Origin of the sequence: Pseudoalteromonas sp. BDTF-M6 (assembly GCF_018334135.1) — a bacterium.
In the GTDB taxonomy this organism is placed as follows: Bacteria; Pseudomonadota; Gammaproteobacteria; order Enterobacterales; family Alteromonadaceae; genus Pseudoalteromonas.
In genome coordinates, this window is the sequence record NZ_JAGXTQ010000003.1 from 432,585 (window position 1) to 456,123 (window position 23,539).

Annotated in this window: 21 protein-coding genes; 8 read left to right on the forward strand and 13 right to left on the reverse strand. The window is 50.4% G+C overall.

Going from position 1 to position 23,539, the window contains the following annotated elements:
- Positions 1 to 46: 46 nt before the first annotated feature.
- On the reverse strand, positions 47 to 1,774 hold the full coding sequence (locus KD147_RS09145) for a class I SAM-dependent methyltransferase (protein ID WP_212547614.1): 1,728 nt from the start codon (positions 1,772 to 1,774) through the stop codon (positions 47 to 49).
- A gap of 128 nt (positions 1,775 to 1,902) precedes the next feature.
- Positions 1,903 to 2,397: a hypothetical protein gene (locus KD147_RS09150; RefSeq protein ID WP_105254423.1), complete on the reverse strand. Its 495-nt coding sequence runs from the start codon at positions 2,395 to 2,397 to the stop codon at positions 1,903 to 1,905.
- Between the two features lie 257 nt (positions 2,398 to 2,654).
- On the opposite strand from KD147_RS09150, the gene KD147_RS09155 reads away from it, so the two are divergent.
- Positions 2,655 to 4,610, forward strand: a complete 1,956-nt coding sequence (locus tag KD147_RS09155) for a GGDEF domain-containing protein (protein WP_212547615.1) — start codon at positions 2,655 to 2,657, stop codon at positions 4,608 to 4,610.
- A 15-nt stretch (positions 4,611 to 4,625) separates the two neighbouring features.
- Here KD147_RS09155 and KD147_RS09160 read toward each other — a convergent pair whose 3' ends face one another.
- The gene (locus KD147_RS09160; RefSeq protein WP_212547616.1) at positions 4,626 to 6,104 is read right to left on the reverse strand and encodes a cytochrome-c peroxidase; all 1,479 of its coding nucleotides are present in this window, start codon (positions 6,102 to 6,104) and stop codon (positions 4,626 to 4,628) included.
- Between the two features lie 604 nt (positions 6,105 to 6,708).
- Between KD147_RS09160 and KD147_RS09165 the strand changes: the two genes are divergently transcribed.
- Complete coding sequence (locus tag KD147_RS09165; RefSeq protein WP_212547617.1) at positions 6,709 to 8,232, forward strand: hypothetical protein; 1,524 nt, start codon at positions 6,709 to 6,711, stop codon at positions 8,230 to 8,232.
- Between the two features lie 46 nt (positions 8,233 to 8,278).
- Here the strand turns inward: KD147_RS09165 and curA are convergent, their stop codons facing one another.
- A complete protein-coding gene (gene curA, locus KD147_RS09170) occupies positions 8,279 to 9,298 on the reverse strand; it encodes an NADPH-dependent curcumin/dihydrocurcumin reductase (RefSeq protein WP_212547618.1) in 1,020 nt (339 codons plus the stop codon).
- 192 nt (positions 9,299 to 9,490) lie between these two features.
- On the opposite strand from curA, the gene KD147_RS09175 reads away from it, so the two are divergent.
- Entirely contained in the window at positions 9,491 to 10,399 is a 909-nt protein-coding gene (locus tag KD147_RS09175) for a histone deacetylase family protein (protein WP_212547619.1), read from the forward strand.
- A gap of 73 nt (positions 10,400 to 10,472) precedes the next feature.
- Here the strand turns inward: KD147_RS09175 and cyoE are convergent, their stop codons facing one another.
- The 6 genes from cyoE to KD147_RS09205 form a co-directional block, all read right to left on the reverse strand.
- The gene (gene cyoE / locus KD147_RS09180) at positions 10,473 to 11,357 is read right to left on the reverse strand and encodes a heme o synthase (RefSeq protein ID WP_212547726.1); all 885 of its coding nucleotides are present in this window, start codon (positions 11,355 to 11,357) and stop codon (positions 10,473 to 10,475) included.
- Positions 11,358 to 11,373: 16 nt separating this feature from the next.
- Entirely contained in the window at positions 11,374 to 11,730 is a 357-nt protein-coding gene (cyoD, locus tag KD147_RS09185; RefSeq protein ID WP_105214483.1) for a cytochrome o ubiquinol oxidase subunit IV, read from the reverse strand.
- On the reverse strand, positions 11,730 to 12,362 hold the full coding sequence (gene cyoC, locus KD147_RS09190) for a cytochrome o ubiquinol oxidase subunit III (RefSeq protein WP_212547620.1): 633 nt from the start codon (positions 12,360 to 12,362) through the stop codon (positions 11,730 to 11,732). The genes cyoD and cyoC overlap by 1 nt, the downstream gene beginning before the upstream one ends.
- A complete protein-coding gene (gene cyoB, locus KD147_RS09195) occupies positions 12,359 to 14,347 on the reverse strand; it encodes a cytochrome o ubiquinol oxidase subunit I (RefSeq protein ID WP_212547621.1) in 1,989 nt (662 codons plus the stop codon). Before cyoB ends, cyoC begins: the two co-directional genes overlap by 4 nt.
- A gap of 2 nt (positions 14,348 to 14,349) precedes the next feature.
- Positions 14,350 to 15,255: a ubiquinol oxidase subunit II gene (gene cyoA, locus KD147_RS09200; protein WP_212547622.1), complete on the reverse strand. Its 906-nt coding sequence runs from the start codon at positions 15,253 to 15,255 to the stop codon at positions 14,350 to 14,352.
- A 310-nt stretch (positions 15,256 to 15,565) separates the two neighbouring features.
- Positions 15,566 to 15,976 carry a hypothetical protein gene (locus KD147_RS09205; RefSeq protein WP_212547623.1) on the reverse strand — a complete coding sequence of 137 codons (411 nt, stop codon included), beginning with the start codon at positions 15,974 to 15,976 and terminating at the stop codon, positions 15,566 to 15,568.
- Positions 15,977 to 16,226: 250 nt separating this feature from the next.
- Between KD147_RS09205 and KD147_RS09210 the strand changes: the two genes are divergently transcribed.
- Positions 16,227 to 16,967: a ferredoxin--NADP reductase gene (locus tag KD147_RS09210; RefSeq protein ID WP_212547624.1), complete on the forward strand. Its 741-nt coding sequence runs from the start codon at positions 16,227 to 16,229 to the stop codon at positions 16,965 to 16,967.
- A 17-nt stretch (positions 16,968 to 16,984) separates the two neighbouring features.
- Positions 16,985 to 17,485, forward strand: a complete 501-nt coding sequence (locus KD147_RS09215) for a nuclear transport factor 2 family protein (protein WP_212547625.1) — start codon at positions 16,985 to 16,987, stop codon at positions 17,483 to 17,485.
- Between the two features lie 99 nt (positions 17,486 to 17,584).
- Here the strand turns inward: KD147_RS09215 and KD147_RS09220 are convergent, their stop codons facing one another.
- On the reverse strand, positions 17,585 to 18,511 hold the full coding sequence (locus tag KD147_RS09220) for a tetratricopeptide repeat protein (protein WP_249319092.1): 927 nt from the start codon (positions 18,509 to 18,511) through the stop codon (positions 17,585 to 17,587).
- Positions 18,512 to 19,110: 599 nt separating this feature from the next.
- Between KD147_RS09220 and KD147_RS09225 the strand changes: the two genes are divergently transcribed.
- The 3 genes from KD147_RS09225 to KD147_RS09235 all read left to right on the forward strand — a co-directional run bounded on the left by KD147_RS09225 (position 19,111) and on the right by KD147_RS09235 (position 22,965).
- Entirely contained in the window at positions 19,111 to 21,441 is a 2,331-nt protein-coding gene (locus tag KD147_RS09225; RefSeq protein WP_105254415.1) for a sensor domain-containing protein, read from the forward strand.
- Positions 21,442 to 21,469: 28 nt separating this feature from the next.
- A complete protein-coding gene (locus KD147_RS09230) occupies positions 21,470 to 21,766 on the forward strand; it encodes a hypothetical protein (RefSeq protein WP_105254414.1) in 297 nt (98 codons plus the stop codon).
- Positions 21,767 to 21,882: 116 nt separating this feature from the next.
- Entirely contained in the window at positions 21,883 to 22,965 is a 1,083-nt protein-coding gene (locus KD147_RS09235; RefSeq protein ID WP_212547626.1) for a leucine-rich repeat domain-containing protein, read from the forward strand.
- A gap of 12 nt (positions 22,966 to 22,977) precedes the next feature.
- Here the strand turns inward: KD147_RS09235 and KD147_RS09240 are convergent, their stop codons facing one another.
- Positions 22,978 to 23,133 (reverse strand): helix-turn-helix domain-containing protein, encoded by a 156-nt coding sequence (locus KD147_RS09240; RefSeq protein WP_212547627.1) that lies wholly within the window; start codon positions 23,131 to 23,133, stop codon positions 22,978 to 22,980.
- A gap of 7 nt (positions 23,134 to 23,140) precedes the next feature.
- Positions 23,141 to 23,458: a response regulator transcription factor gene (locus tag KD147_RS09245; protein ID WP_212547628.1), complete on the reverse strand. Its 318-nt coding sequence runs from the start codon at positions 23,456 to 23,458 to the stop codon at positions 23,141 to 23,143.
- Positions 23,459 to 23,539 lie beyond the last annotated feature (81 nt).

Here is a 23,539-nt window from a genome sequence, read left to right on the forward strand (position 1 = left end):
ATGGGCGCCATTTTATTGTGTTAAAAAGTGCAATAGAGCCGATAAGTTACCACTCCTGCAACTGCTGCAGTTCACGTAAACGCCCGCGCTGCAATACCAAAGCGGCAAACAACTCGTCTATCGAACGATTGCCCACTCCTAAGCCCGGTAGCGCCAGATTCGCCTCGGCGAAAAAGCGCTGCGAAAGCACGCTCTCTTTTTCCGTTTCCCAGGCTTGTTGCCACCAGTGGCGTATATGTTCCCCTGCATGAAGCAAACGGGTATTGCTGGGCAGGCGGTCGCGCTTTTCATTGTTCGCTTTGGGTGTACTCGGTAATAAATTCCATAAATCGTTGTTTGGCCAGCGTGAAAAAGGCATGCAATGATCAACATCAAAACCTTGCTGCAGCGAACGTTGCGTCCAGACACAATGAATCGCATCACCCTCTTCGGCCATCTCGGTCACTCGCTGGCGCACTTCTGTGGTCGTGCGCTTAGGGTCAAGCCAGTTTAATGCCTGAGAAAAGATATATGGCTGCTGCTTTAAGTGAATTGCATTACCGCGATAATTAGCCATGGTTCTTGCCCATTCGCTGACTAGCACCGGCTCAATCCAACAGGCGTAGCGATTCAGTGCCGTCCAAACATGTTCGGGAAGCGAAAACTCCCCCCATTGACACAGGCTCTCAAAATCTAAAAACAGAGTGTCCTTGGCACGAACAACTTGGTTCGCAAGCTCAAATACGCACTGCTCTGTATTGGGGAAGGTAATGTATTTGCAGGGCATATCGCGAATATTCTGCACCGCATGGGAAAGGGTGCGGTGCAAAGCAAGCGCATCCTCACCAGCAAATAGGTTGCCAACGCGAAAGTCAGTTGAACCTAAGTGCCTTAATTTATGCCAGCCACCCTCTTTCATAAACCCCATGTTTGGGCTGGCATTCGGCGTTTGGAAAAGATCGTAATGGTCGATTAGATCTTTATATTGATGGCACCAATAAAGAGCTACCAAACCCGCTGGCAGTATGACGCGGTTGTCCTCCCTGCGTATCACGGCTCCGGGGTGGCCATCGGCAATACGCAACAACACCCGCATCAATGCCAATTTATGAGTCGCAGATTTACCATCATTGAGGGCTACATGACGAATTAAACTAAAGGAGCCGCTGCCGTCATCCGGCAAGCGCAGTACCACTGTTTGCCAATGTACGCCTGCGCGGTTAAGCTCATCGGTTTGTCGCTCGGTGCAGAGAATACACTGCAAGCCAACTTGCGTTGCTAATTGCTTTAGTGTATCGGCGCATACCTGATACATGCCTCGCTCTTTAAGTTCGACCTCTCCTTGCCCATGACGCAGGGAGATCACCAGTTGACCACCGGGCTTCAATAAGTTTGCCAGCTTGCGGATCGCTCGCGGACGTTGCCCCTCGGGAATATGCATCCACACGGCACTGAGCAAAATAAGGTCAAAGCTGATTTCTTTGCTGGTAACACGCTCGAGTGCCGGCAATGAGTCTTCAAGCCAATGCACGGCATGATCCTGTGTATGCCTGGCACCTAGCTCGGCAAGCATTTTGGCTGGTTCCACCGCATAAACCTCAACATCCTGTCCGTGCTGAGCCAGATATAAGGCGTCCCGACCCGCTCCCGCACCAATGTCCAGCATGCGACATTGTGATCTATTTAGTAGTGGTTTAAGCAGATGCAACCAGGACGCATGCACCTTTTCAAAGTCGGTACTGAGGTATTGCTCCGCCAATTGCGAAGCATGCTGGTTATAAAACTGAGCGCTCAAGAAGAATCCTTTCTACTACTTATAGTTATGAAAGAAAAGTAACACACCAAATAGCAATAACAAAGGCCGGCACGCTTTTCCTGGCACAAAAAAACGCCCCTTGCGGGGCGTTCTGGTGCGTATCTTAATTAGTGGCGACGGCTTAGGATTTCGACTATCTCCAGGCTGTTTTCCAGTACCCGGAAAATGTCGCCGTGCATATCGACAATCACATGACCGTGGCGGTCGCGGCGCAGTATTCTGCCATGGCGGTATAGGTCGTAATCAATATGATGACCTACACGCCAGTAGCGGTCATGGCGGCGATGGCTGTAATGGTCGCAGTAGTAGTGACGATTACGTTTATGCTTTTTATGATGGCCATAGTAGTGGCGATCATGGTGACGGTCATAATGACGATCCCTTTTATGTTTGCGATCATGCTTATGGCGCTTTCTGTCGCGCTCGTGACGGTCATACCGCTTTCTGTCGCCTTCATGGCGATATTTGTGATCACGATCGTCGTGATTCACCAGCTTTTTCTCTTGGCCTGGCGGCATAAAGTGATCGGGTTTCGCCAGAGCCGCATCCAGGGGTGCCAAACAAAATAGTGCTGCACCGATAACAAATGTAGTGAGTCGCATAAGGACCTCCTTTTTCGGTCAGTTGACCTCTTTGTAATATCTTTACTCTAGTGGCGACTCCATGAACCCCAGATAAACCAACGGATTCTTTACACTTATTTACACACGCTCAAAACTCTTAATGAAAACTGAACAAAAGTTCGCAGATAAAAATCCCTCCACTATACTTTTTTCTAACACCGAGCGCTCTGCCACCAACAACTAATACTAAAGAATCAGGCTCGATAACTCTTAGCTAAACAGTTGTAGGAACCAACTTGAGCAACAACGAAAATACCATCATCTTGCTTTTCGATTGTGGCGGTCTTTGCAATGCGGTCTTCCCACGCCATTTGCAACGTTACCTGGGCTTACACATAGATGAGTTTGCTTTTCGCACCAGTGTCGAAACCCTGGATTTCAGAGCCTTGCTTCTGGACGAACATTATTGGGTAGAAACCGAGTGCGAGAACGGCGAGTATCAGGGTGACTTACATGTGTGTTGCGGCGAGCAGGCGTATATTATGGTTTCCCTGCAAAGGCGCCTGTCCGGCTACCACCAGCTCAGTTATGCCGAGCGTTTGCAAACCATTATCAACAGTACCCGCGCCGGCACCTGGGAGTGGAACTATCAAACCGGCGAGGTGATCTTAAATGAGCGCTGGGCACAAATTATCGGTTATACCCTGGAAGAGCTCTCCCCCATCTCCATTGAAACCTGGCTTGAATTTGCCCACCCGGATGATATTAAGCGCTCAAACAGCGCCTTGGAACGCCACTTTTGTGGTGATGACGAGGATTACCTGTGCGAGGTGCGCTTAAAGCACAAGGACGGGCATTGGGTCTGGGTTCGGGATTGCGGCCGGGTAGCTACCCGCACCGTCGACAACCAGCCGGAGTGGATCACCGGCACCCATATAGATATCAGCGCCCGCATCAACACCATTAATGAGCTACAACAGGTGCGCAACGAGCTCAACTCCATTATCGATAGTCTGCCGGCGGCGGTGTTTAAGAGCCCACTCAATCGCCTGGGCCACTTTACCTATATGTCGGTCGAGGTTGAGCGCATCACCGGCTACAACGTTGCCAGCATTCAACGCAACAGTCATTGGTGGCTGGCGCAAATACACCCGGAAGACAGAGAAGCGCTGCAGGCGGAATATAATCATTGGCTTGCTCAAGGTGCCCGGGGCGTGTGTAAATGTGACTATCGCTTTCGCCATAGTCAGGGCCATTATGTGTGGCTGTGTGAGCACAGCCAGCGCCTGAAAGCGCCAAAAGGCAACAATGGCGCGGCGGATGCCCTGGTTGGTTCACTGTTCGATAAAACTGAGAATATGAGCCTGCACACCCGCATGGATGCCCTGGCGCAGATCATCCCCGGTATGATCTATCAATTTGTGTTAACGGCCTCGCGCTCCTGGCATTTTCTCTATGCCAGTGAAGGGGTGAAACGTATTTTTGAGGTAACGCCGGAGCAGGCGCTGCAAAACCCGGCACGCATGTTAAGCAAGGTCGCCCACGGCGACAGAGAGAATATGCTTGAAGAAATCGTGCACTCGGCCGCCAAGCTGGAAGACTTCGAATGTGAATTTAAGGTCACCCTGAGCGTCGGTTACAAGTGGTTGTTTGCCCATGCCATACCGCAGCGACAAACCGACGGTGGCATTATGTGGACCGGCATGGTGATCGATATTACCGAGCGCAAACTGCTGGAACTGCGTTTGCGTAAAGAGTCGACCACGGATCCCCTCACCGGACTTTATAATCGCCGTTATTTCTTTGAGCAGTTGCAACTGCGCCTGGATCAGGCAGTGCGCGAAGAACAGACCCTGGCCTTGATCATTCTTGACCTCGACTTGTTTAAACAAATTAATGATAACTTCGGCCATCATGGTGGCGATCTGGTGCTGCAAACCGTGGCCCAGTTACTCAATACGGTGATCCGTAAATACGATATCGTGGCCCGCATTGGCGGAGAGGAATTTGCCATTATTTTGCCCAACACCACACAGGAACAAGGGGTGCATGTGGCCGAAAAAATTCGCGAGAAGATCGCCCACGCCAGCATCTGCATTAATCAGGAGCTGATAGAGGTCACCGCCACCTTGGGTGTCTCCAGCACCGAATACACCAAGGCTCAGGTGAACGCCCTGTTTAAGCAAGCCGACCTATGCCTGTATCGAGGCAAGCGCTTGCGGCGTAACTGTGTAATAAGCAACACACTGTAACGCCGCGTCTCAGGGTTACAGCAGGTTGCCATCCCCATCATAGGCCTGCAGGCGCAAACCGTCGGCGTCTTGCTCATCCGCACCGGGCACCCATTTGTTCATGCAACTGGGTGTTTGTGTACAGGGATCGGTGAGGGTGGCCAAAAATGCCAATAAGTCTTCGATTTGCTGTGCATCATAGCTGCTTGGCTGCAACTGTGACTTACCCTCACTTTGCAGTTTATCCAGTTGTGCCAATGCCTGCTCGGTGTTATCTCTCCAGTGGCTCATTTGTATTCCCGGCTGAGTGTCATCGGGCACATAATCATTGATGCTTTGATGAGGTTGCAGGTGATGCACCAGCATGTCGCTCAGCTCGCTAAAAGCACCACTGTGCCCCCAAGGCCCGGTTTGCGTGACATTCAGCAGGGTCGGCGTTCTAAATGCATATTTGTCATCGGCAACCTTGGTTTCACGATAACGACCAAAGTCATCGTCTCCCCAAGCACCATCACCTTTACCACGGCCTATCTGCGGCACCGCTAGCACATGGAACGACTCATCGGTGAAAAAGCCTCCCTGATGGCAACTGGCACAGGCAAAGCCGCCCTGCTCGCTGGATTTGTAAAAAAGCAGCGCCCCGCGCTTGGCTTGCTCGCTAATAGCATCCTGCTCGCCTTGTAAATACGCCGCCCAGGGGTTGTCGATAAGCACCTGGGAATTTTCATAGGCGGCAATGGCCAGGGTGATGTTGTCAAAGGTCAGCAAGGCGCTTGCACTGCCATCGGCTTGCTCTAAACCCTGACGAAAGGCCTCCAGCCAGTTGTTAATGGCCAGCTCATTGGTGTCGCCCTGAAAACGCGCTTGTAATGCGGCACGTAAATCATGGTTATTGCCATTGGCAACAAAGTCAAAACCACGCATCTCCTCTTTTGAGGTCACCGGGAATCGCGCTTGCGCCTGTGCCAGGGAAACGCCGGCCTTGTCATCGCGCTCGCCGAATAACGAATCGGGCGTGCGCATATCGCCTGTTTCATCTAGCACTTCGATACGCCCATCATGGAACAGGGTGCGCTGATAAAACGCCAGGTTAAAGGTGCTGGGGGAGTTGCGCGGCACGGTAGGTCCGTCATCGTGGTGATAACCATTGGCATCATGAAGGCGGCCCGGCCCAAGTAAGTCCGGCTCCAGCGCTTCAACGCCCACCGGCAAGGCCAGGGCATCGCCGCCGCCTAAATTGGGGTGATGGCAGCTTGCACAGGCGGTGTCTAAATTGCCGCTAAGCGCTTTGGTAAAAAATAGCTGCTTGCCTAATTGTGCCAACGGGCTGTCGATGGCGACGGCCTCTTGCGGTGGAACTAATGGCGTGATCTGCTCTGTGGCGATCAGGCTTTGCAGCTCAATTTCTACCGCAGAGGCCTCAACGGCGGGTGGCTCCTGGGTTTGAGTATCGTTGGAGTCACAGGCACTCAGCATAAAGCACACGGCCAGAGGCAGCGCTATTTTTGTTGTCATTGCGTTTTTCTCATTAATTGGATTTATTATTGCTTTGCTAACGCCAGGCTATGCGGCAAGCATGCAGCAGGCCAGATAGCAGACGCTCGGATGGCGGGCATGATATATCAAGCCCCTCTTCATTAACATTACTTAACATTACATAAGGCGTTTTATTGGCATTTGAAGGGCGATTTACCCCTATATCTAGTTAAAATATAAGCAGGCTATGCACTAAATACGCGGAAATAACGGAATAAATGACTAGAAACCGTCCCGAAAAAGAGAATATAATCACATTGTTATTACAAAATACTAACAATGATAAAGGAATTATCCATGAAGAAGCTCACGCTAGCCGCTCTTATCTCTGCAACATTAGTAGGTTGTGGAGGCTCAGATAATAATGACGATTCGACTCCGTCTCCGGTAACCACAAACACTCCACCAACCCTTAGCGGCACCCTCACTTACGAGGTAAAAGCAGCAGCCGGACTGGTTAAGCACAGAGGTAGCAAACTCACAGCTAACCTTAACTCTCGCTCCAGGCTTTTTTGATATTGGCGAACACGAAGTTACTTTACAAGTCAGCGATGGCAAGGCCAGTGTCGATTATCAACTGACATTGACCGTCGCAGATAACCCGGATAAATGGCAAGACATTGCACTTGGTGATGGTGTGCTCGAAGGTTTATGGACTAACCCTGTTAACGGTAATTCGTTAGCATTCACCGAGAGCAACAACGGCGTTATGACCGATGTTAATGGTGATATCCATCATTTTTCCTATGAAGTGAGTGACACGGGTTTTACTACGGATATCAAAAAATATGCCTGTCTATCATGCACAGAATATGACTCGCTGGAATTCGAAGTTGTTGCTCAGGAACAAGGTAAGATTCGTGTGGTGCTGAGCACGGATGAAACAGAAACCGTTATGAATTTAACTAAAACGGTCCAGCCTGAGTTACAACACAGCTATTTCTTCATCGACGAACCTTCGAGCTATTATGGGGTCGGCCATCTTGAGCCAAGCGCAGATAAAGCCAGTCTGCCTGTATTCTATGCAAGAATAAAAGGGAAAGACTTCAATAGCACGGCTATCAATACCCAGATAGAAGGTAATCAACTCGTCCTTTCGGAGCTTTCTGAGGATTTTTACAGCTCATTCCATGATATAGATTATAACTATGTAGATTTATTTTTTACCCATTATATAGACGGTATAAAAGTACTGGCGCAGACGGAGCAAGGTTTAGCCATTGAGTTACTGCACCACAATGATTTAAAGGCAGAGTCGCAAGGTATTAGCTTGCTTAATCCGAGTGAGCTCGAAGACGCACTCATGCCGCAAGCGGATGTGCTCATTTATAGTAAGGTAGATAAGATCTCTGCGCCGGCGCTGGCGACTGGTGCCAGTTACTCGGGGCGCTTTATTACTGAGGCAACCACAGTAGGTGAAGAAGAGTATTTGATTGGCGGTACGGTACTCACGCTGGAGTCGGCAACCAAGGCTACAACGCACATTTACAGTCCCAAAAACCAACAAACTGAGGAACGCACGCTCACACTGACTCAAGGAGCAGATGTTCTGGCGGTAAATGATGGAACAACGACCACGGAATACAGTTTCTTTAGTAATGGAGAGATAACCTGGGCTGCGCGATATTTTGCAGAGTCAGAAAGTTATCTTGCCTACCCCTTTATGGAGGTGGATACCAACCTGGCATCGGCTAACACGCTGAGCGATGTTATCGGCATATACCAGCATCAGGATGCATTCATCAGCTTGGATATGAAAGACACCACCAATTATATGTGGTTGCACGGCGGCGGCTTTGGCAATTATAGCGAGCTCTTTGATTATCAGCCAAGCGTGGATGATTTCTACAGTGGACGAGACCTATGGAAGCTTGATGAGCAAGGTAGAATTCAGTTTATCTCAAGCTATTATTGTCCTACTGCTACAAGCTATGATGAATGTTATACCGAGACGCTGGCGACTCCGGAAGCAATGTATTTTATGCGTTCGCTACGTCCGCTGCACAGCGAGGCTGGTCAGACCGTCTTTAGTTACAGCTTTGCAGTAAAAAGTGGTGCAAGTGACTACTCATATCAGAGCCTGAGAATACTCAATAAAGTTGAGTAAAAAGAAGATAAAAAAGCCGAGTTAAACTCGGCTTTTTCTTTCCTGGTTAAAGCGGTTCGTTAATTTTGACGACCATTTTGCCGAAGTTACGCCCGTTGAGTACGTCGTTCAATCCCGCCGGCGCATTCTCAAGGCCTTCGATCATGTGCTCTTTGTACTTGATCTTGCCCTCACTCACCCACTGTTGCATATCCTTGGCGAACTCGTCATAACGATGGCCGTAATCATCGTAAATGATAAAACCTTTTACCGTTACGCGCGTCACCTGCAAAAATGACATCAACTGGTATGAGCGATCCGGCCCAGCCGGCAGCTCGTCGCTATTGTACTGGGAGATATTGCCGCACAAAGGAATACGGGCGCAGGGATTTAATAGCGGTAATACCGCATCGAACACCTTACCGCCGACGTTTTCAAAATAGACATCGATGCCCTTGTCACAGACGGCGGCTAATTGCTCGGCAAAATCATCGGCCTTATGATCGATACAGGCATCAAAGCCAAGCTCTTCAACCACGTAACGGCATTTTTCTTCGCCACCGGCAATACCCACCACCTTGGCACCTTTAATTTTTGCAATCTGACCCACATTAGAGCCCACCGCGCCACTGGCCGCGGCGACCACCACTGTTTCGCCCGGCTGAGGGTTACCGATATCCAGTAAGCCCATGTAGGCGGTAAAGCCGGGCATTCCCAAGACACCCAAGGCCCAGGATGGCTTGCTTGGGTTTTTACCCAGGTTAATGACCATCTCACCTGTGCTGATGGCATAGTCCTGCCAACCATTAATCGACAGCACCCAGTCACCTTCGGCATAGCCATCCAGTTTAGACTCCACTACTTGCGCGACCGTACCGCCAAACATCACCCCGCCAAGAGCAACCGGCTCGGCGTAAGACTTGGCATCGCTCATGCGTCCCCGCATATAAGGGTCAAGCGAGAGATAAACGGTGCGCAGCAGCATTTCACCCTGTTTTGGGCTTGGGATCTCCCCTTGGTGCAAACGAAAATTATCGGCGGTGGGCTCCCCTACCGGGCGTGAGTTCAACAGGATTTGACGGTTCATTTTATTAACTCCTAATTATTCTTGAATGATTACTCAAGTAAAGTTGGGGCGCTCATCAGGCTTTCAAGTCGGTATCAGGTTGCAAAATGTAACCCTAGGTAATAAAGCGTCACTCGCCTGATAAAGAAGAAACCTGGGCAAAGACGTTCATCATTCGGTAGACTCTTTACAAAAGTCACGTTGTCGAATCTTATGAGCTTTAACCCGCATTTGCCCCTGGTGTATCACCCAAATTACTCATTCAGTTTTGATCCCAACCACAGGTTCGTAATGAGCAAATTTGCGCGCCTTTATAAGCATGCGAAGGAGTTAGGCTTAGTGCAGGGCAACCTGCATCAGCCGGAAATAGGCTACCCGGACGATCTCGCCTTGGTGCACTGCGACACCTATGTCGACGACCTGTGGCATAATCGCCTCGATGCCAAGGCCATGCGGCGCATCGGCTTACCTTGGTCACCCAGCTTAATGGCCCGTACCTTTACTGCCCCGCTGGGAACACTGAAAACCGCCCGCCTGGCGCTAAAGCATGGGCTGGCCTGTCATCTCGCCGGTGGTACGCACCACGCGCATTATGATTTTGGCTCCGGCTACTGCATGGTCAACGACCTGGCCTTCACCGCCCAGACCCTGATCCAATCGCGCGAGGTAACCAATGTGCTTATCTTTGATTTGGATGTGCATCAAGGCGATGGCACCGCGGCGCTGTTACAGCATCAGCCCTATGCCTACACCTGTTCAATCCACTGTGAAAAGAACTTCCCGTTTCGAAAATGCGCCAGCGATCTCGACATAGGCCTGGCCAATAATATGGGCGATGATGAATATTTGGGCATTGTCGATGACACCCTCAGCCATTTATTGCATAGCTTAAACCCGGATTTAGTGCTCTACGATGCGGGCGTCGATATTTGGCAAGAGGATGGCCTGGGCAAACTTGATATCAGTTGGCAGGGCATAACGCAGCGGGATCAGTTGGTACTCACCCGTTGTCAGCAACACAATACGCCGGTGGCGACCGTGATTGGCGGCGGTTATGACAGAGATCATGCCCGCTTAGCGGCGCGTCACGCAATCGTCGTAGAGCAGGCCGCACGCCTGTAAGAAAAAAGGCTCCGAGGAGCCTTTGCTTATCATTTACTATTGGGAATATGCCGCTATTGCGCACTCACCTAAACTAGGTCAGCGCTATGAGCTGTGAACCCGCGACATGATAATCCACAGCCATGGTAATGCTTAAAATGGTGATATTAACGATGGAAAAGGCAAACACCTGCCTTGCCCAACCGGAAACATCGATATTGCGACGATAACCGCGAAGCGCCATCAGCAACCACCAGAAACTGGTGGTGCAGGCCACCGCCGTAAAGGCCAAGCCGGTGTAGCCACCCAGGGGCAGCAAGATCACCACTAAGGCATATAAGGCGATGTACAAGACAATTTGCCGCTTGGCCCGCTCGATTCCCTGTGCCACGGGGAGCACAGGAATGTTGGCGTCTTGATAGTCTTGATAGCGAAAGATAGCGATGGCGTAGGAGTGTGGCATTTGCCAGACGCAGAACATCAGTAGCAAGACGGCGGCACCGGCATCAAACTGGCCGCTTACCGCACAATAGCCCACCACGGGCGGTACCGCCCCCGACAAGCTGCCCACCAGGGTGCCATACACCGAATTGCGCTTCATATAGAGGCTATAGACGCCTACATAAATAACAAAACCAAAGGCTGCAAAGCCCAACGCCAAGGTATTGGTGTACCAGTACAATGCGCCAAAACCTAATACCGCCAACACCAAGGCGTGGAACAATGCCGCCGTTGCCGACATTTCGCCCGTTACTGTCACTCGGCGTTTGGTGCGCGCCATCTTGGCATCGATATCGCGGTCAATGACATTATTGATGGCACAGCCCGAGGCCACCACCAAAGACAATCCGACCAAGGTTGCCAGCATCAAGGCGAGGTCCACTTCCCCGCGAGCGGCTAGCAAGAAGCCCCCCGCGACGGAAATAAGATTCCCCATGATGATGCCAGGTTTGGTCACCGTAAAGTAACGACGAAACATAAGCACGACCCTTTTCTTAGTACATCATCATGGCGTTGGATTCATAGATGATCCACACCGACAGGCCGACCACCATAACGATGATCAGGGCACTAAAAATAAACGACACACTGTTGGCCTTGCCCTCATCGGTGACAAAGTTAAGGTGTAAGAAGTATTTCAAGTGCACCCAGATTTGCACTATGGCCGCCACCACCACGGTGGCCATAGTACTGCCTTGCGACAGCGCCCCCGTCATCACCGCCCAAAAAGGGATGGCGGTTAACAACACCGAGAGCACAAAGCCGATAACATAGTCTTTAACCTGACTAGACGCCTGCTGATGGCTTATTTCTTCAACTATTTCAATTTGTTGAATTTCGCTATGACTCATTACATGGCTCCCATCAAGTACACTACGCTAAACACACAGATCCAAACGATGTCTAAGAAGTGCCAAAACAAACTCAGGCAGCTTAAACGGGTCACCGTTTGCTTGCCCAAACCACGGCGCAACACTTCAATCATCATCACCGTCATCCAAATCAAACCGGCAGTAACGTGCATACCGTGCAGGCCCACCAAGGAGAAGAAGGAGGTTAAAAACGCACTCTGCTGTGGCCCGTTACCATGGGCAATCAAATGATGGAATTCATACACTTCCATGCCGATAAAGACGGCACCAAAGGCAAAAGTGACCGCCAGCCAACCCAGAGTCTGTGCTTTTTTCTGGCCGTTGGCGGCTATCATGGCAAAACCAAAGGTAATACTGCTCAGCAGCAGCGCCGCCGTTTCCACTGCGACAAAGTCGAGTTCAAAGATATCCTTGCCGGACACGCCGCCGGCGGTATTCATATAGAGCACCGCATAGGTGGCAAAAAAGGACGCAAACAACAAACAGTCGGTCATCAGGTATAACCAAAAACCGAATACCGTGTTGCCGCCGGTGTCATGATGCTCATGGTGGTGCTCATGCGCGTGCACGCCCGCTAAGGCATTGATTGAAGCTGAAGTTGTGGCACTCATAGCGACCCTCCCGCTGTAGCTTGCTGAATATGGGCGCCTTCGATGCGTTCAATTTCATCAACCGGCACGTAGTAATCGACATCCTTGGTGTAACAACGCTTAATAAACATGGCGATGGCACCGGCTAGGCCTACCATGGCCAACCACCAGATATGCCAGATCATGGCGAAGCAAAATAGCGTGATCCCGGCACTCATCAGTACACCCGCCGAGGTGTTCTTCGGCATATGGATAGGCGCGTAACTTAATCCTGGCTGATAGGCCTTGCCCTGCTCTTTCACCTCGGTCCAGGCATCGATATCCGAAACCACCGGAGTTTTGGCAAAGTTGTAGTATTGCGGCGGTGATGCCGTTGACCACTCCAGGGTGTGACCATTCCAAGGATCGCCACTGGTGTCTTTAAGCTGCTCGCGGTTTTTGTAGCTCACATACAGTTGGATCACCTGGCAGACAATGCCAACCATGATGATCACCGCACCGACAAAGGCAATGTACAGCCAGATATTCCAATCCGGGTTATTGGTGTGGTTAAGACGGCGGGTCATACCCAAAAAGCCCAGCACGTACAGCGGCATAAAGGCCACGAAGAAGCCCACCAGCCAGCACCAGAAAGACGCCTTGCCCCAACGCTCATCGAGCTTATAGCCCATGGCTTTAGGGAACCAGTAAGCAAACCCGGCCAGGTAGCCGAACACCGCACCACCGATAATGGTGTTATGGAAGTGGGCAATCAGGAACAGGCTGTTGTGCAGCACATAGTCGGCACCCGGGATGGCCAGTAACACGCCGGTCATACCGCCAACGGTAAAGGTCAGCATAAAGCCGATGGTCCACAGCACCGGCACGGTAATGCGCAGGCGCCCGCGATACATGGTGAATAGCCAGTTAAACAGCTTCACCCCGGTGGGCACGGCTATCACCATGGTCATGACCCCAAAGAAGGCGTTGACGTTGGCACTTGAGCCCATGGTAAAGAAGTGGTGCAGCCAGACGATAAAGCCGAGGATAGAAATGGCGCCGCTGGCATAGACCATTGACTTATAACCGAACAGGCGTTTGCCGGTAAAGGTGGAGATCACCTCGGAGAAAATGCCGAAAGCAGGCAAGATCAGGATATATACCTCGGGGTGACCCCAGGCCCAAAACAGGTTGATATACATCATGGCATTACCACCGGCTTCATTGGTGAAGAAGTGGAAGTCCAGGTAACGATCAAGCGTTAACATCGCCAATACTGCCGTCAAAATAGGGAAAGAGGCGGCGATCAGGATGTTGGCCCAGGTACAGGTCCAGGTAAAGATGGGCATTTTCATCAGGCTCATACCCGGCGCACGCATCTTAAATACGGTGACCAGGAAGTTCACCGCGGTCAGCAAGGTGCCAAGCCCGGATATTTGCAGCGCCCAGATATAGTAGTCGACCCCCACGCCCGGGCTAAAGGAGAGCTCGGATAAAGGCGGATACGCCACCCAACCGGTTTTAGCAAATTCCCCCAGTCCAAGAGACAGGTTGATCAACACGGCACCACCGGCGGTCAACCAAAAGCTGAGGTTGTTCAAAAACGGGAAGGCCACATCACGGGCACCAATTTGCAAAGGCACTATGATGTTCATCAAGCCAATCATAAAGGGCATGGCCATAAAGATGATCATGATCACCCCATGGGCGGTAAAGATTTGGTCATAATGTTCTGGCGGCAAATATCCCGCCGCGCCGCTGGTGGCCATGGCCAGTTGCGTGCGCATCATAATGGCGTCGGCAAAACCGCGAAACAGCATGATCAGCGCCAAGGTGATATACATCACTCCCAGGCGTTTATGGTCGATGGAAGTGATCCACTCAGACCAGAGCACTCCCCACTTTTTGTATTTTGTAAGCGCGGCCGCCAGTAGCAAGCCGACCACGGCCACCACCGCCAAGGTCACCATAATAATGGGCTCATGGTAGGGGATGGCATCGATTGATAGCTTTCCAAATAAACTCATATTCACTCCTCGACGCCGTGCTGGATGTGCGCCGAATGCTCGGGTTTAGCGTAATAGTTCATCTCGCCATGACCCTGCATATACTTCATAACAATGCTGTGGAATAAGCCGTTTTCCACGGCGCCATAGTAGGTAACCGGGTGGTATTCACTGGGCTCGGCAAGTTGCTCGTAAGCGGCCTTATCCAATGTCTGTCCTTTTGCCTTCACCTCGGCCACCCAGTTATCGAAATCCGCCTGGGTTGGCGTGGCAATGGCATCAAACTGCATTCCGGTGAAACCGGCGCCGCTGTAGTTGGCGGAAAATCCGTTAAAGGTGCCGGCTTCGTCGGCTATCAGGTGTAATTGGGTTTCCATGCCGGCCATAGAATAAATTTGGCTGCCCAATTGCGGGATAAAGAAAGAGTTCATGGTGCTTTCCGAGGTGATCTTATATTCCACCGGCACATTGGCTGGAAACACCAGTTCATTCACCGTGGCTATGCCCTGCTCGGGATAGATAAACAGCCACTTCCAGTTTAACGACACCACTTGCACCTTGAGGTGCTCGCCCTTGCCTTCAAGCGGCTTATAGGGGTCCAGCGACTGGGTCGAACGCCAGGTGATCACGCCCAGCACTATGATGATGACAATCGGAATGGTCCATACCGCCGCTTCTATCTTGGTGGAGTGGGCCCACTTGGGTGCATAAATTTCATGGTCACGACCATCACGGTATTTCCAGGCAAAATACAAGGTCATGACAATCACGGGGATCACCACAAGTAACATAAGAAGAGTGGCGATAATGATGAGGTTTTTCTCATCCACGCCAATTTGCCCCTTGGGGTCCAGCACTCCGCCGCTACAGCCGCTGAGCGCCAGCACCATCAGGGCCAGAGCTATTGAAAAGAGTTTGCGAGTTAACAAAACACTACCCTACAACCTAAAGGTTAAACCTCGCCACCGGCGCGCGAGTGTATATCCGACGCACGGGGCCTGAGATGTTTAAGCACGGCATAGCTATGCTCAAAGCGCATTAATTCGCGGTAGTAAGGTATTTTTTGGTTGGCAGCCCACACGGAAATGAATGCAAACCAGAGGTGCCCGACGCACCGCGAACAATACTGCGGTGGGTTGACTGTGTTCAGTGACAGGTATTAAGCAGACGCACTGAGGCCGTTACTTGGAAAGACGCATGTTCCTACTTGTGCACAACAAGGTGTAACGGTGCCGACAATCAACCGGCAATGAGGGGTGGCGCGCGACAACCGTGGGCATCTTGCACCGGTTGGCTGCGCGTGGGCGCAACAAAGGCAAAGGCCGCTTTGCGCAGGAAGATACCGGTGCGCTTGGCCACAAAGACATGAAATAACAACCAGCACAAACCAATCAGCAACTGCGCACTCAACACCGGGTGGGCGAGAAATTGCGCCAAGGTCACCAGCACAGATTCATGCTGTAGGCCATTGCCAAGCAGGGCTTCCAGTTCAGCCACATCCCCCAGGGTGCCGCTAAACAGTAAAGCAAAGTTCACCAACGCGAAGGCGAAGGTCATGGTTAGAGCACGTCCATACACACGACTTTGCCCCACATTCGCAAGCAGCGACTGCGGCAAAAAGTTTAATGTGTGTAGGCTTGGCTTTGACACTCGATTTTTCCAGATTGGTTCAGGGAAACGTAAAGCTGGTTCCGAAGTTTCACTACTTACTGAAACTTCGAGCGCGAGTATATCAAAGCCAAGCAGGGTTTCAATAGCCCACTAGGCTTTCTGGGTTATCAAGGAGCCATAAACTGCAACTTAATGTAACCAACAATCCCCTTTGTGGCGCCATAAATTGACTTTAAGTCATTCCATTGCCAGATTTAACTTGTTGAGGTTAAAGGCTTTGGAGCACATTATGGCGAACTGGTTAGAGGCAAAAGTAAAACGGCTGATATGGTGGAACGAAAAGCTATTTAGTTTAGTCGTTACCGCTGACATTGACCCATTCACCGCCGGACAATACACCAAACTGGCGCTACAAATTGGCGACCAAAGAGTGGCTCGGGCCTACTCCTTTGTGAACCCACCGAGCTCTAACAACCTGGAGTTTTATCTGATCAAGGTGGATGATGGCGCACTTTCCGCGGCCCTGGCGCGCTTACAACCCGGCGACAGCGTGCAAATTGCCGCCCAAAGCAATGGCTTTTTCACCCTGGACGAGGTGCCCAGCGCCGAGCAGCTGTGGATGTTAAGCACAGGAACCGCCATCGGCCCGTTTTTATCTATGCTGCAAGAGCAACAGGTATGGCAACAATTTCAACATATAGTGCTGGTACACTGCGTGCGCCACAGTGATGATCTCAGCTATAAGGAAATGATCCTGGAGCTGCAGGAACAACACCCACAATTGCAGTATGTGCCTGTGGTGACCCGCGAGAAAGATATAACGCCGCTCAAACAGCGTATCCCGGCCTTGATCACAAGCGGCGAGCTTTTTGCGCACGTTCAGCTTGAGGCCACCCCGGATGTGGCACAGTTTATGATTTGCGGTAATCCCGACATGGTCAAAGAAACCAGTCAATGTTTAAGCGATTTAGGCTACAATCGCAACCGCCGCCGGAGCCCGGGGCAAATAACCGTAGAGCAATACTGGTAGTAACCAAAGGACTAACTATGAAAACCCATATTGTCGCTATCTTGGCGGCCCTGCTGTGGCAACCGGCCCTGGCCAACGACAATGCCGCGCCTAGCAGCCAAGAAAGCGAACTGGTTGAGAATCAACTCGAAAAACGCACCGCCAAGCAATTAAGTCAAGCCCAGCAACAGGCTGTGGCCGTGGTTGACGCCCTGCTTAGCGCCTACAACGACAAGGATATCGATACCTTTATTAGCTATTTCGCCGAAGATATTTCCTTTTACATGTTCCCGGATCAACTCATGTTTAGCGGCAAGGAACAATTAATTGCCCGCTATGGCGCCATGTTTAAAAGTCTGCACTGTGTAAAAAGCACACCGATAAAACGCATCGTTCACGGTAAGTACGTGATAGATCAGGAACTCTCCGAGTCATGCAGCCAAGACCCCGAGGTGGTGGATAAGCGCGGCGAAGTGGTCGCCAGCTACGAAATCAATAATGCCAAGGTTACCAAGGTGCTGTTTTTTAGAGGTAAATAGCCGCTGCCAAGCAAGCACTCCCCGAGGCAATCTCTCCCATAAACAAAAACGGCGGCCACTGGCCGCCATTTTTATGTCTTAACCTGTCTATATCAGCTATCAGCCGTTAACGATATCGTTAAAGCTGGCGTTATCGTGCAAGCTGGCAAAGGCGCTTTCATGAAGCAGCTCATTGCGCAGATTCGGCGAGTATTCCAAAGCCATACGAATATCCGCCAGGGCATCACTGTGCTTGTGGGTCATGGCGTAGGCACAGGCCCGTTGCCAATAAGCGTAACCATAGTCGGAGTCAATCTCCAGCGCTTGGTTACATAGAACAATCGCCTGCTGAATATCACCGAGTTCCAACAGTGCATCGGCCTTGTAGGCGATGGCTTCAACGTCTTCCGGTTTGCGCGTCAGTATCTCGTCATAGATTTCCACCTTGGTGCCAAAGTCACTTTCAAGGTTGGCGCGCATCCACAATGAGTGGATTTCATTGGTAATGGTGATCTTTTTCTGGTTATTGAGGATTTCTTCAGAACGCTCACGAAGCTGACTTTCGAGTCCGGCAAGGCGGGATTCGTACTCTTCGGTAATGGCCTTAACACGGGTGTTAACTATGTCTTCGACCTTGTTTTTCACATCACGCAATGAATTCCAGCCCACCAGTACAAGAATTGATACGGTGGCCGTGATCAGAATAAAGAGGTTATTCATAGTATCTGTGGTGTAGCCAAGAGCGCGGTCGGCCGTGTCCAGCTGGGCATGGGCTATCTTTTCCACATATTCGGCACGCAGCGCCTGCTGATCTTTGCGCACGGCCTGTAGTTCATCGAGAATATAACGTTCGATCAATGGCCGATACATGGGCTCGTTCAACTGCGACACCGTTTGTTGCGCCTGCGCTTGTTGTTCTTGAGAAAGTCCTTTTGCCTGCTGCTCTGGTAAGGTTTCTGCGGGCTGCTCAGTTTGTGCCCAAACCGGTTGCACCGTCAAAACGCTCAACATAAAACCAAATACTAGGTAATTTACCCATCTCAGCATGCTTAGATCCTTTTCTCTTATTTTTTGCAGCCCCTATGATGCCAGCTTGGCGACGCCCAGGCAAAAAAAAGCCAGCTACAAATATAGCTGGCTAACCTGCTTAACAACAATAAAGGTTCAAAGGAACATTAACAGGAGTGAGGGGCCATATTAGTTAGCGGACACTGAACCCATACTTAATTGATTTTACATACACTTATATTTTTATTGCGGCTAGATTAACTGGTATTTTTGGGCATAATGGATAGTAACTGAATAAAATTAACGCAGCCCGAGAAACAATATAATTGAGCGGTTTATAGACAAATGCGTTACCAAGATATGTTTCAGCCAGGTGTTGCGCCGAATGTCGGCTTTGTTTGTTTCAACCGAGCTTTTCAACCGAGCTTTCAACCGAGCCGTCAAGCGAGTTTGCAACCAGGGGAATGTGGTCTTTACTTCCTTATATAACAGCCGTGTTCGGCCGCGCGCAAAGCAACATAGATAAAAATAACCTGTTTGCGCAGCAAGGAAGACAATCATGGGCGCTAACCTCATCTAGCTTATAGGGTTTTGAAATGGGTCGGGACTTGCCAGGTCATGCTAATTTAGGATTATAAATGTTTGATATAAACAAAATATACAAGGGTAAGATTTTTTTGTTTGCGGTCGTTATATCGGCGTTCTCAACCCTGGCAATGATACTGGTCTACAAGCTTTTCGCGCAAAATATGCATGACATCGCCAAGGTGCTTTTTCTCCTGTGCACCCAACTGTTGTTAACCATGAGCTTACTGCTGTTTGTGATCCGCAAAGTCAATAAGCATGCCGCCGTTATCAAGCGGCTGCTCAACTCCATCAACGATGTGGTGCTGATCAAGGACTATCACGGCAACTTCAAGTTTTGTAACGACACCATGGCCAAGCTCTACAACTGCTCCCCGGAGCAAATGGTGGGCAAAGACGACTATTACTTTACCCAAAATCAAGAGCAAGCCGACTTTTTCAAGGACAATGTCCAAGGCATTATGCGTCGCTTTGAAATAGAAGAAGTGTACGAGTCGTCCACTGACGCCAATACCGGCGAAATCCGTCATTTTCATTCCGTAAAGGTGCCTTTTCGCGATGTTCGCAACCAACTTCATATCGCCGTTATAGCCAAAGACATCACCGAAATCACCCGCCTTAAAGAAGAAGCCGACAGAAACAAAAAACGCCTCGAGCATGTGTTGGATGTGTCCGAAGAAGGGCTATGGGAATGGAATGTGCAGACCAATCAGGTGTTGCATAACCGTCAATGGGAGCTGATCACCGGCATTGAGCACAGCGACAAGTCATTCCAAGAGTTTGAAAGCTGTATTGTCCCCGAAGACCGACCCATGGTGGCCAAGGTGCTGAAAAAGCTATTGCAAGATCATCAGTCCTACAGCATTGAATTTCGTATGAAAAAGCCCAGCGGTGAGGTGATCTGGATTTGGGATCGCGGCCGTGTTGCCGAGTTTGACGACAACAATCAGCCGCTGTGGTTGGTCGGCCTAGCACTGGATATCACCGAAGAGAAAAACAATCAGGATAAGATCGTAAACCTGGCCTATTTTGACCAGCTTACCGGCCTGCTGAACCGCGCTCAGTTAGAAATTGAATTAGAAAAAACCATAAAAGCAAATCAAAAAAGTAATAGTTTCAGCGCCTTATTGTTTCTCGATCTGGATCGCTTTAAGTTACTCAACGACAGCTTTGGCCACCATATCGGCGATCAGTTGCTCAAGGTGGTGGCCGAGCGTTTAAAACAGATTAATCAGGACCGGGGCATCATCTCCCGTTTTGGTGGCGACGAATTTGTGATTGTGCTGCCGCACCTCAATATGGACCAAGCCAAGGCCTTGCATAGCGCCGAGCAATTTGCCGAGCGGGTGCTGAAAGAAATTTCCAAGTCGACGTCGTTAGCCAGCGACGTGCAAGATATAGACGTCGATTACTCGATCACCGGCAGTATTGGCGGCGTGGTGTTTACCGCCGATGACCTCTGCACCATGAAGCTGTTGCAACTGGCGGATATGGCCTTGTACCGCACCAAAGCCAGCGGTGGTCAAAAGGCAATGATCTTCGATACCAATATGCAGGATGAACTGCGTCAGATCAGTGAACTGCAAAAAGCCATGCATGATTCCATCACCAATCGTGATTTTTGTATCTATCTGCAGCCCAAGTTCGATATGAACGAAACGCTGATCGGCGCCGAGGCCTTAGTGCGCTGGCAGCACCCCAGCCTGGGTATATTAAGCCCAGATGTGTTTATGCACATGGCCGAAGAAAGCAATTTGATCGTGCCCATAGGCGCCATAGTGCTAGAGCGGGCTTGCCAGCAACTCGAGCAATGGCAAAGTCAGGCCCACAGTAAGCACCTGCATATAGCGGTCAACCTCAGCGCCAAGGAGATTTGGCGCGCCCACTTTGTCGAAGACTTTATTAAGGTGGTAGAGCAATACCAGATTGACCACAGTAAGCTAATTGTTGAAGTCACCGAGTCGGTGCTTATTCGCGATATTAATGATGCCACCGAAAAGCTCAATAAACTCAGAGAGTTTGGCGTGTCCATCGCCTTGGATGATTTCGGCACCGGCTATTCTTCATTGAGTTATTTACGCTCGCTGCCCATAGATGAAATTAAAATCGACCGCACCTTTGTGCAAGACATGGTCAGCGACGAGCACGCGCACCTGGTGGTGAAATCGATTATCGATTTAGCGAATAACTTTAATTTGACCGTTGTGGCCGAAGGCGTTGAAATGAAAGAGCATTTTAATCTACTGAAATCCTATAAGGTCGACTCTTATCAGGGCTATTATTTCAGTAAGCCGGTCTCTGCAACCGAGCTTGAGCGCCTGTTTATGGCTTCGGACAGCAAGACCAAGACCGAGCAAGGCGAGTCCTTGCTGCCATCAACCTAAAAATAAACTAAGAGATGGAGTCCAGCTAATGACAGAGTCACCCGCATCGCCGCCAAGCAACACAGACGAAAAATGGTTGGAGGCCGAAGTCTGTTATTTAAACCTTGAAGGGGGCTTTTTCGGCCTAGTTACCCGCGATGGCAAGCGCCTTTTACCACTAAACCTGCCTGCAACCTTTTCACAAGCCGGCGCTCAGGTCAAACTACAAGGCTATGCCCAGCGAGATATGATGACCATACAGCAATGGGGCACCCCCTTTCATCTTACTCAAATTGAATTTATCGACCCAGTGAACAAGGCCAAGCCACACAATCCCTTGATTTAAAAACCTTTGTAAACGCTGACTTGCTCGGCTCAGGTGCGCTACAATGGAGCTGCGCCTGGCCCCAACAGCAATGACGCAAGGAACCGAGTTAAGCCACACAAATCATGGATGAGTAGATGAAATCACGTCGATTAAATAGACCCCTGGTGTTCGTTTTAGTGCCCCTATTGGCCATTATTTTAGCTGGCCTGTTTGCCTACACCTACACCCCATACACGCTGACCTCAGAGGATGTCATTCTAGATAGTAGCAGCGGCACCCTGGTCAAATACCAAGGTAATTATGGCCCGCGTACCTTTATCTCAGATTATGTTGCAGTGCGTATTCCCAGTAATCTCGATGGGGTGAGTATCACCCATATCGCGCCGTCGGCGTTTGAGCGTATCAGGCTCTCCAAGGTCATTATTGGCGAGGCGGTCACCCACATCGGCAAGCGCGCCTTTTGGGACAGCAAACTCAGCGGCGTTCGCCTGCCTGCAGCCCTGACACACATTGGCGAAGATGCCTTTAGATTTAATGAGTTAGTAAGTGTAGATTTACCGGACACGCTGAGCAGGATTGACGCCGGGGCGTTCGAGTACAACCTGCTGACCCAAGTTAATCTGCCCGACTCGCTGAGTCATTTGGGGGCGGATGCCTTTCGGGTCAACAAGCTCACTTCGGTCGCGGTTCCCGCGGCGGTGACACGAATTGATGAAGGCACCTTTGAGCACAATACCCTCACGGCCATCACCCTGCCAAAAACACTGGAGCATATTCACTATTCCGCGTTTCGCTATAACCGCATTGAAAAGGTAAACGGCAAGATCACACATGGCTTTATTTATGGGGAAGAGTCTAACCGCACCTTGATTGCCTATGGCGGCGAACGTAAGGCCATTACCCTGGCCGATTCGGTCACCAGCATAGCCCCTCATGTCTTTGATTGCCAACACCTAACGGCCGTCACCCTGCCAGACTCGCTGATCCATATAGGCACTAGCGCCTTTGATAGTAACGAGCTCACCGAGGTGATCCTGCCCGACTCCGTTACCTCGATTGGCAGTTATGCGTTTTGGGGGAATCCAACGGCCGAGATAACTGCTCCGGCAGCGCTGAAAAGTATGGGCACCGACGCGTTAAAAACGCGCCTGCACCCAAGTTGGGACTATATGGATGAGCTCAGAAGGAGTCTATGCATAGTTGATGAGCCAACCTAACCAATACGCCCTTTACTCATTGGCCAGGGCGTATAACTCATCGATATCACTGATGTAGATTTTTTTACGTTTAACCTCGAGTACGCCCTCTTGCTTTAAGCGGGTGAACTCGCGGCAGACCGCCTCGGAGGAAACACCCAGCAAATTAGCAATATCGGCACGACTCATGGGTAACTCAAAACACAGGGTCGGCACCCTCGCGCATCGCCCGCACCGCCAGTGAAACATCGGCATGGCCGCTGATAAAAATAATGGGAAGCTTGGCATTAATGCCACTTAAACGCTTTTGCAACTCCATGCCGTTCATGTCGGGCATACGAATATCAAGCAGCAGGCAGCCGCTCATGTCGTCGTTGTAGGCATCGAAAAACTGCTGCGCCGAAGCATAGGTATGGGTGTTTAACTCGACGGATTGCAGCAACTCGGCAATGGCATCAAGCACCACAGGATCGTCATCAACTACATACACGCTTTGGGTTTCACTACCACTCATAAGTCTTACACCGTGAATAGTTATTTAGTTTTTGTGAGTATTTTATTAGTGCATATTTTTCCGTAAATATCCACCTTGGTG

Coding starts and splice junctions, on each gene's coding strand:
- KD147_RS09150 (WP_105254423.1), bottom strand. CDS start 2,397: ATGCGACTCACTACATTTGTTATCGGTGCAGCACTATTTTGTTTGGCA.
- KD147_RS09160 (WP_212547616.1), bottom strand. CDS start 6,104: ATGACAACAAAAATAGCGCTGCCTCTGGCCGTGTGCTTTATGCTGAGT.
- curA (WP_212547618.1), bottom strand. CDS start 9,298: ATGAACCGTCAAATCCTGTTGAACTCACGCCCGGTAGGGGAGCCCACC.
- KD147_RS09175 (WP_212547619.1), top strand. CDS start 9,491: ATGAGCTTTAACCCGCATTTGCCCCTGGTGTATCACCCAAATTACTCA.
- cyoE (WP_212547726.1), bottom strand. CDS start 11,357: ATGTTTCGTCGTTACTTTACGGTGACCAAACCTGGCATCATCATGGGG.
- cyoD (WP_105214483.1), bottom strand. CDS start 11,730: ATGAGTCATAGCGAAATTCAACAAATTGAAATAGTTGAAGAAATAAGC.
- cyoC (WP_212547620.1), bottom strand. CDS start 12,362: ATGAGTGCCACAACTTCAGCTTCAATCAATGCCTTAGCGGGCGTGCAC.
- cyoB (WP_212547621.1), bottom strand. CDS start 14,347: ATGAGTTTATTTGGAAAGCTATCAATCGATGCCATCCCCTACCATGAG.
- KD147_RS09210 (WP_212547624.1), top strand. CDS start 16,227: ATGGCGAACTGGTTAGAGGCAAAAGTAAAACGGCTGATATGGTGGAAC.
- KD147_RS09215 (WP_212547625.1), top strand. CDS start 16,985: ATGAAAACCCATATTGTCGCTATCTTGGCGGCCCTGCTGTGGCAACCG.
- KD147_RS09220 (WP_249319092.1), bottom strand. CDS start 18,511: ATGCTGAGATGGGTAAATTACCTAGTATTTGGTTTTATGTTGAGCGTT.
- KD147_RS09225 (WP_105254415.1), top strand. CDS start 19,111: ATGTTTGATATAAACAAAATATACAAGGGTAAGATTTTTTTGTTTGCG.
- KD147_RS09230 (WP_105254414.1), top strand. CDS start 21,470: ATGACAGAGTCACCCGCATCGCCGCCAAGCAACACAGACGAAAAATGG.
- KD147_RS09235 (WP_212547626.1), top strand. CDS start 21,883: ATGAAATCACGTCGATTAAATAGACCCCTGGTGTTCGTTTTAGTGCCC.
- KD147_RS09240 (WP_212547627.1), bottom strand. CDS start 23,133: ATGAGTCGTGCCGATATTGCTAATTTGCTGGGTGTTTCCTCCGAGGCG.
- KD147_RS09245 (WP_212547628.1), bottom strand. CDS start 23,458: ATGAGTGGTAGTGAAACCCAAAGCGTGTATGTAGTTGATGACGATCCT.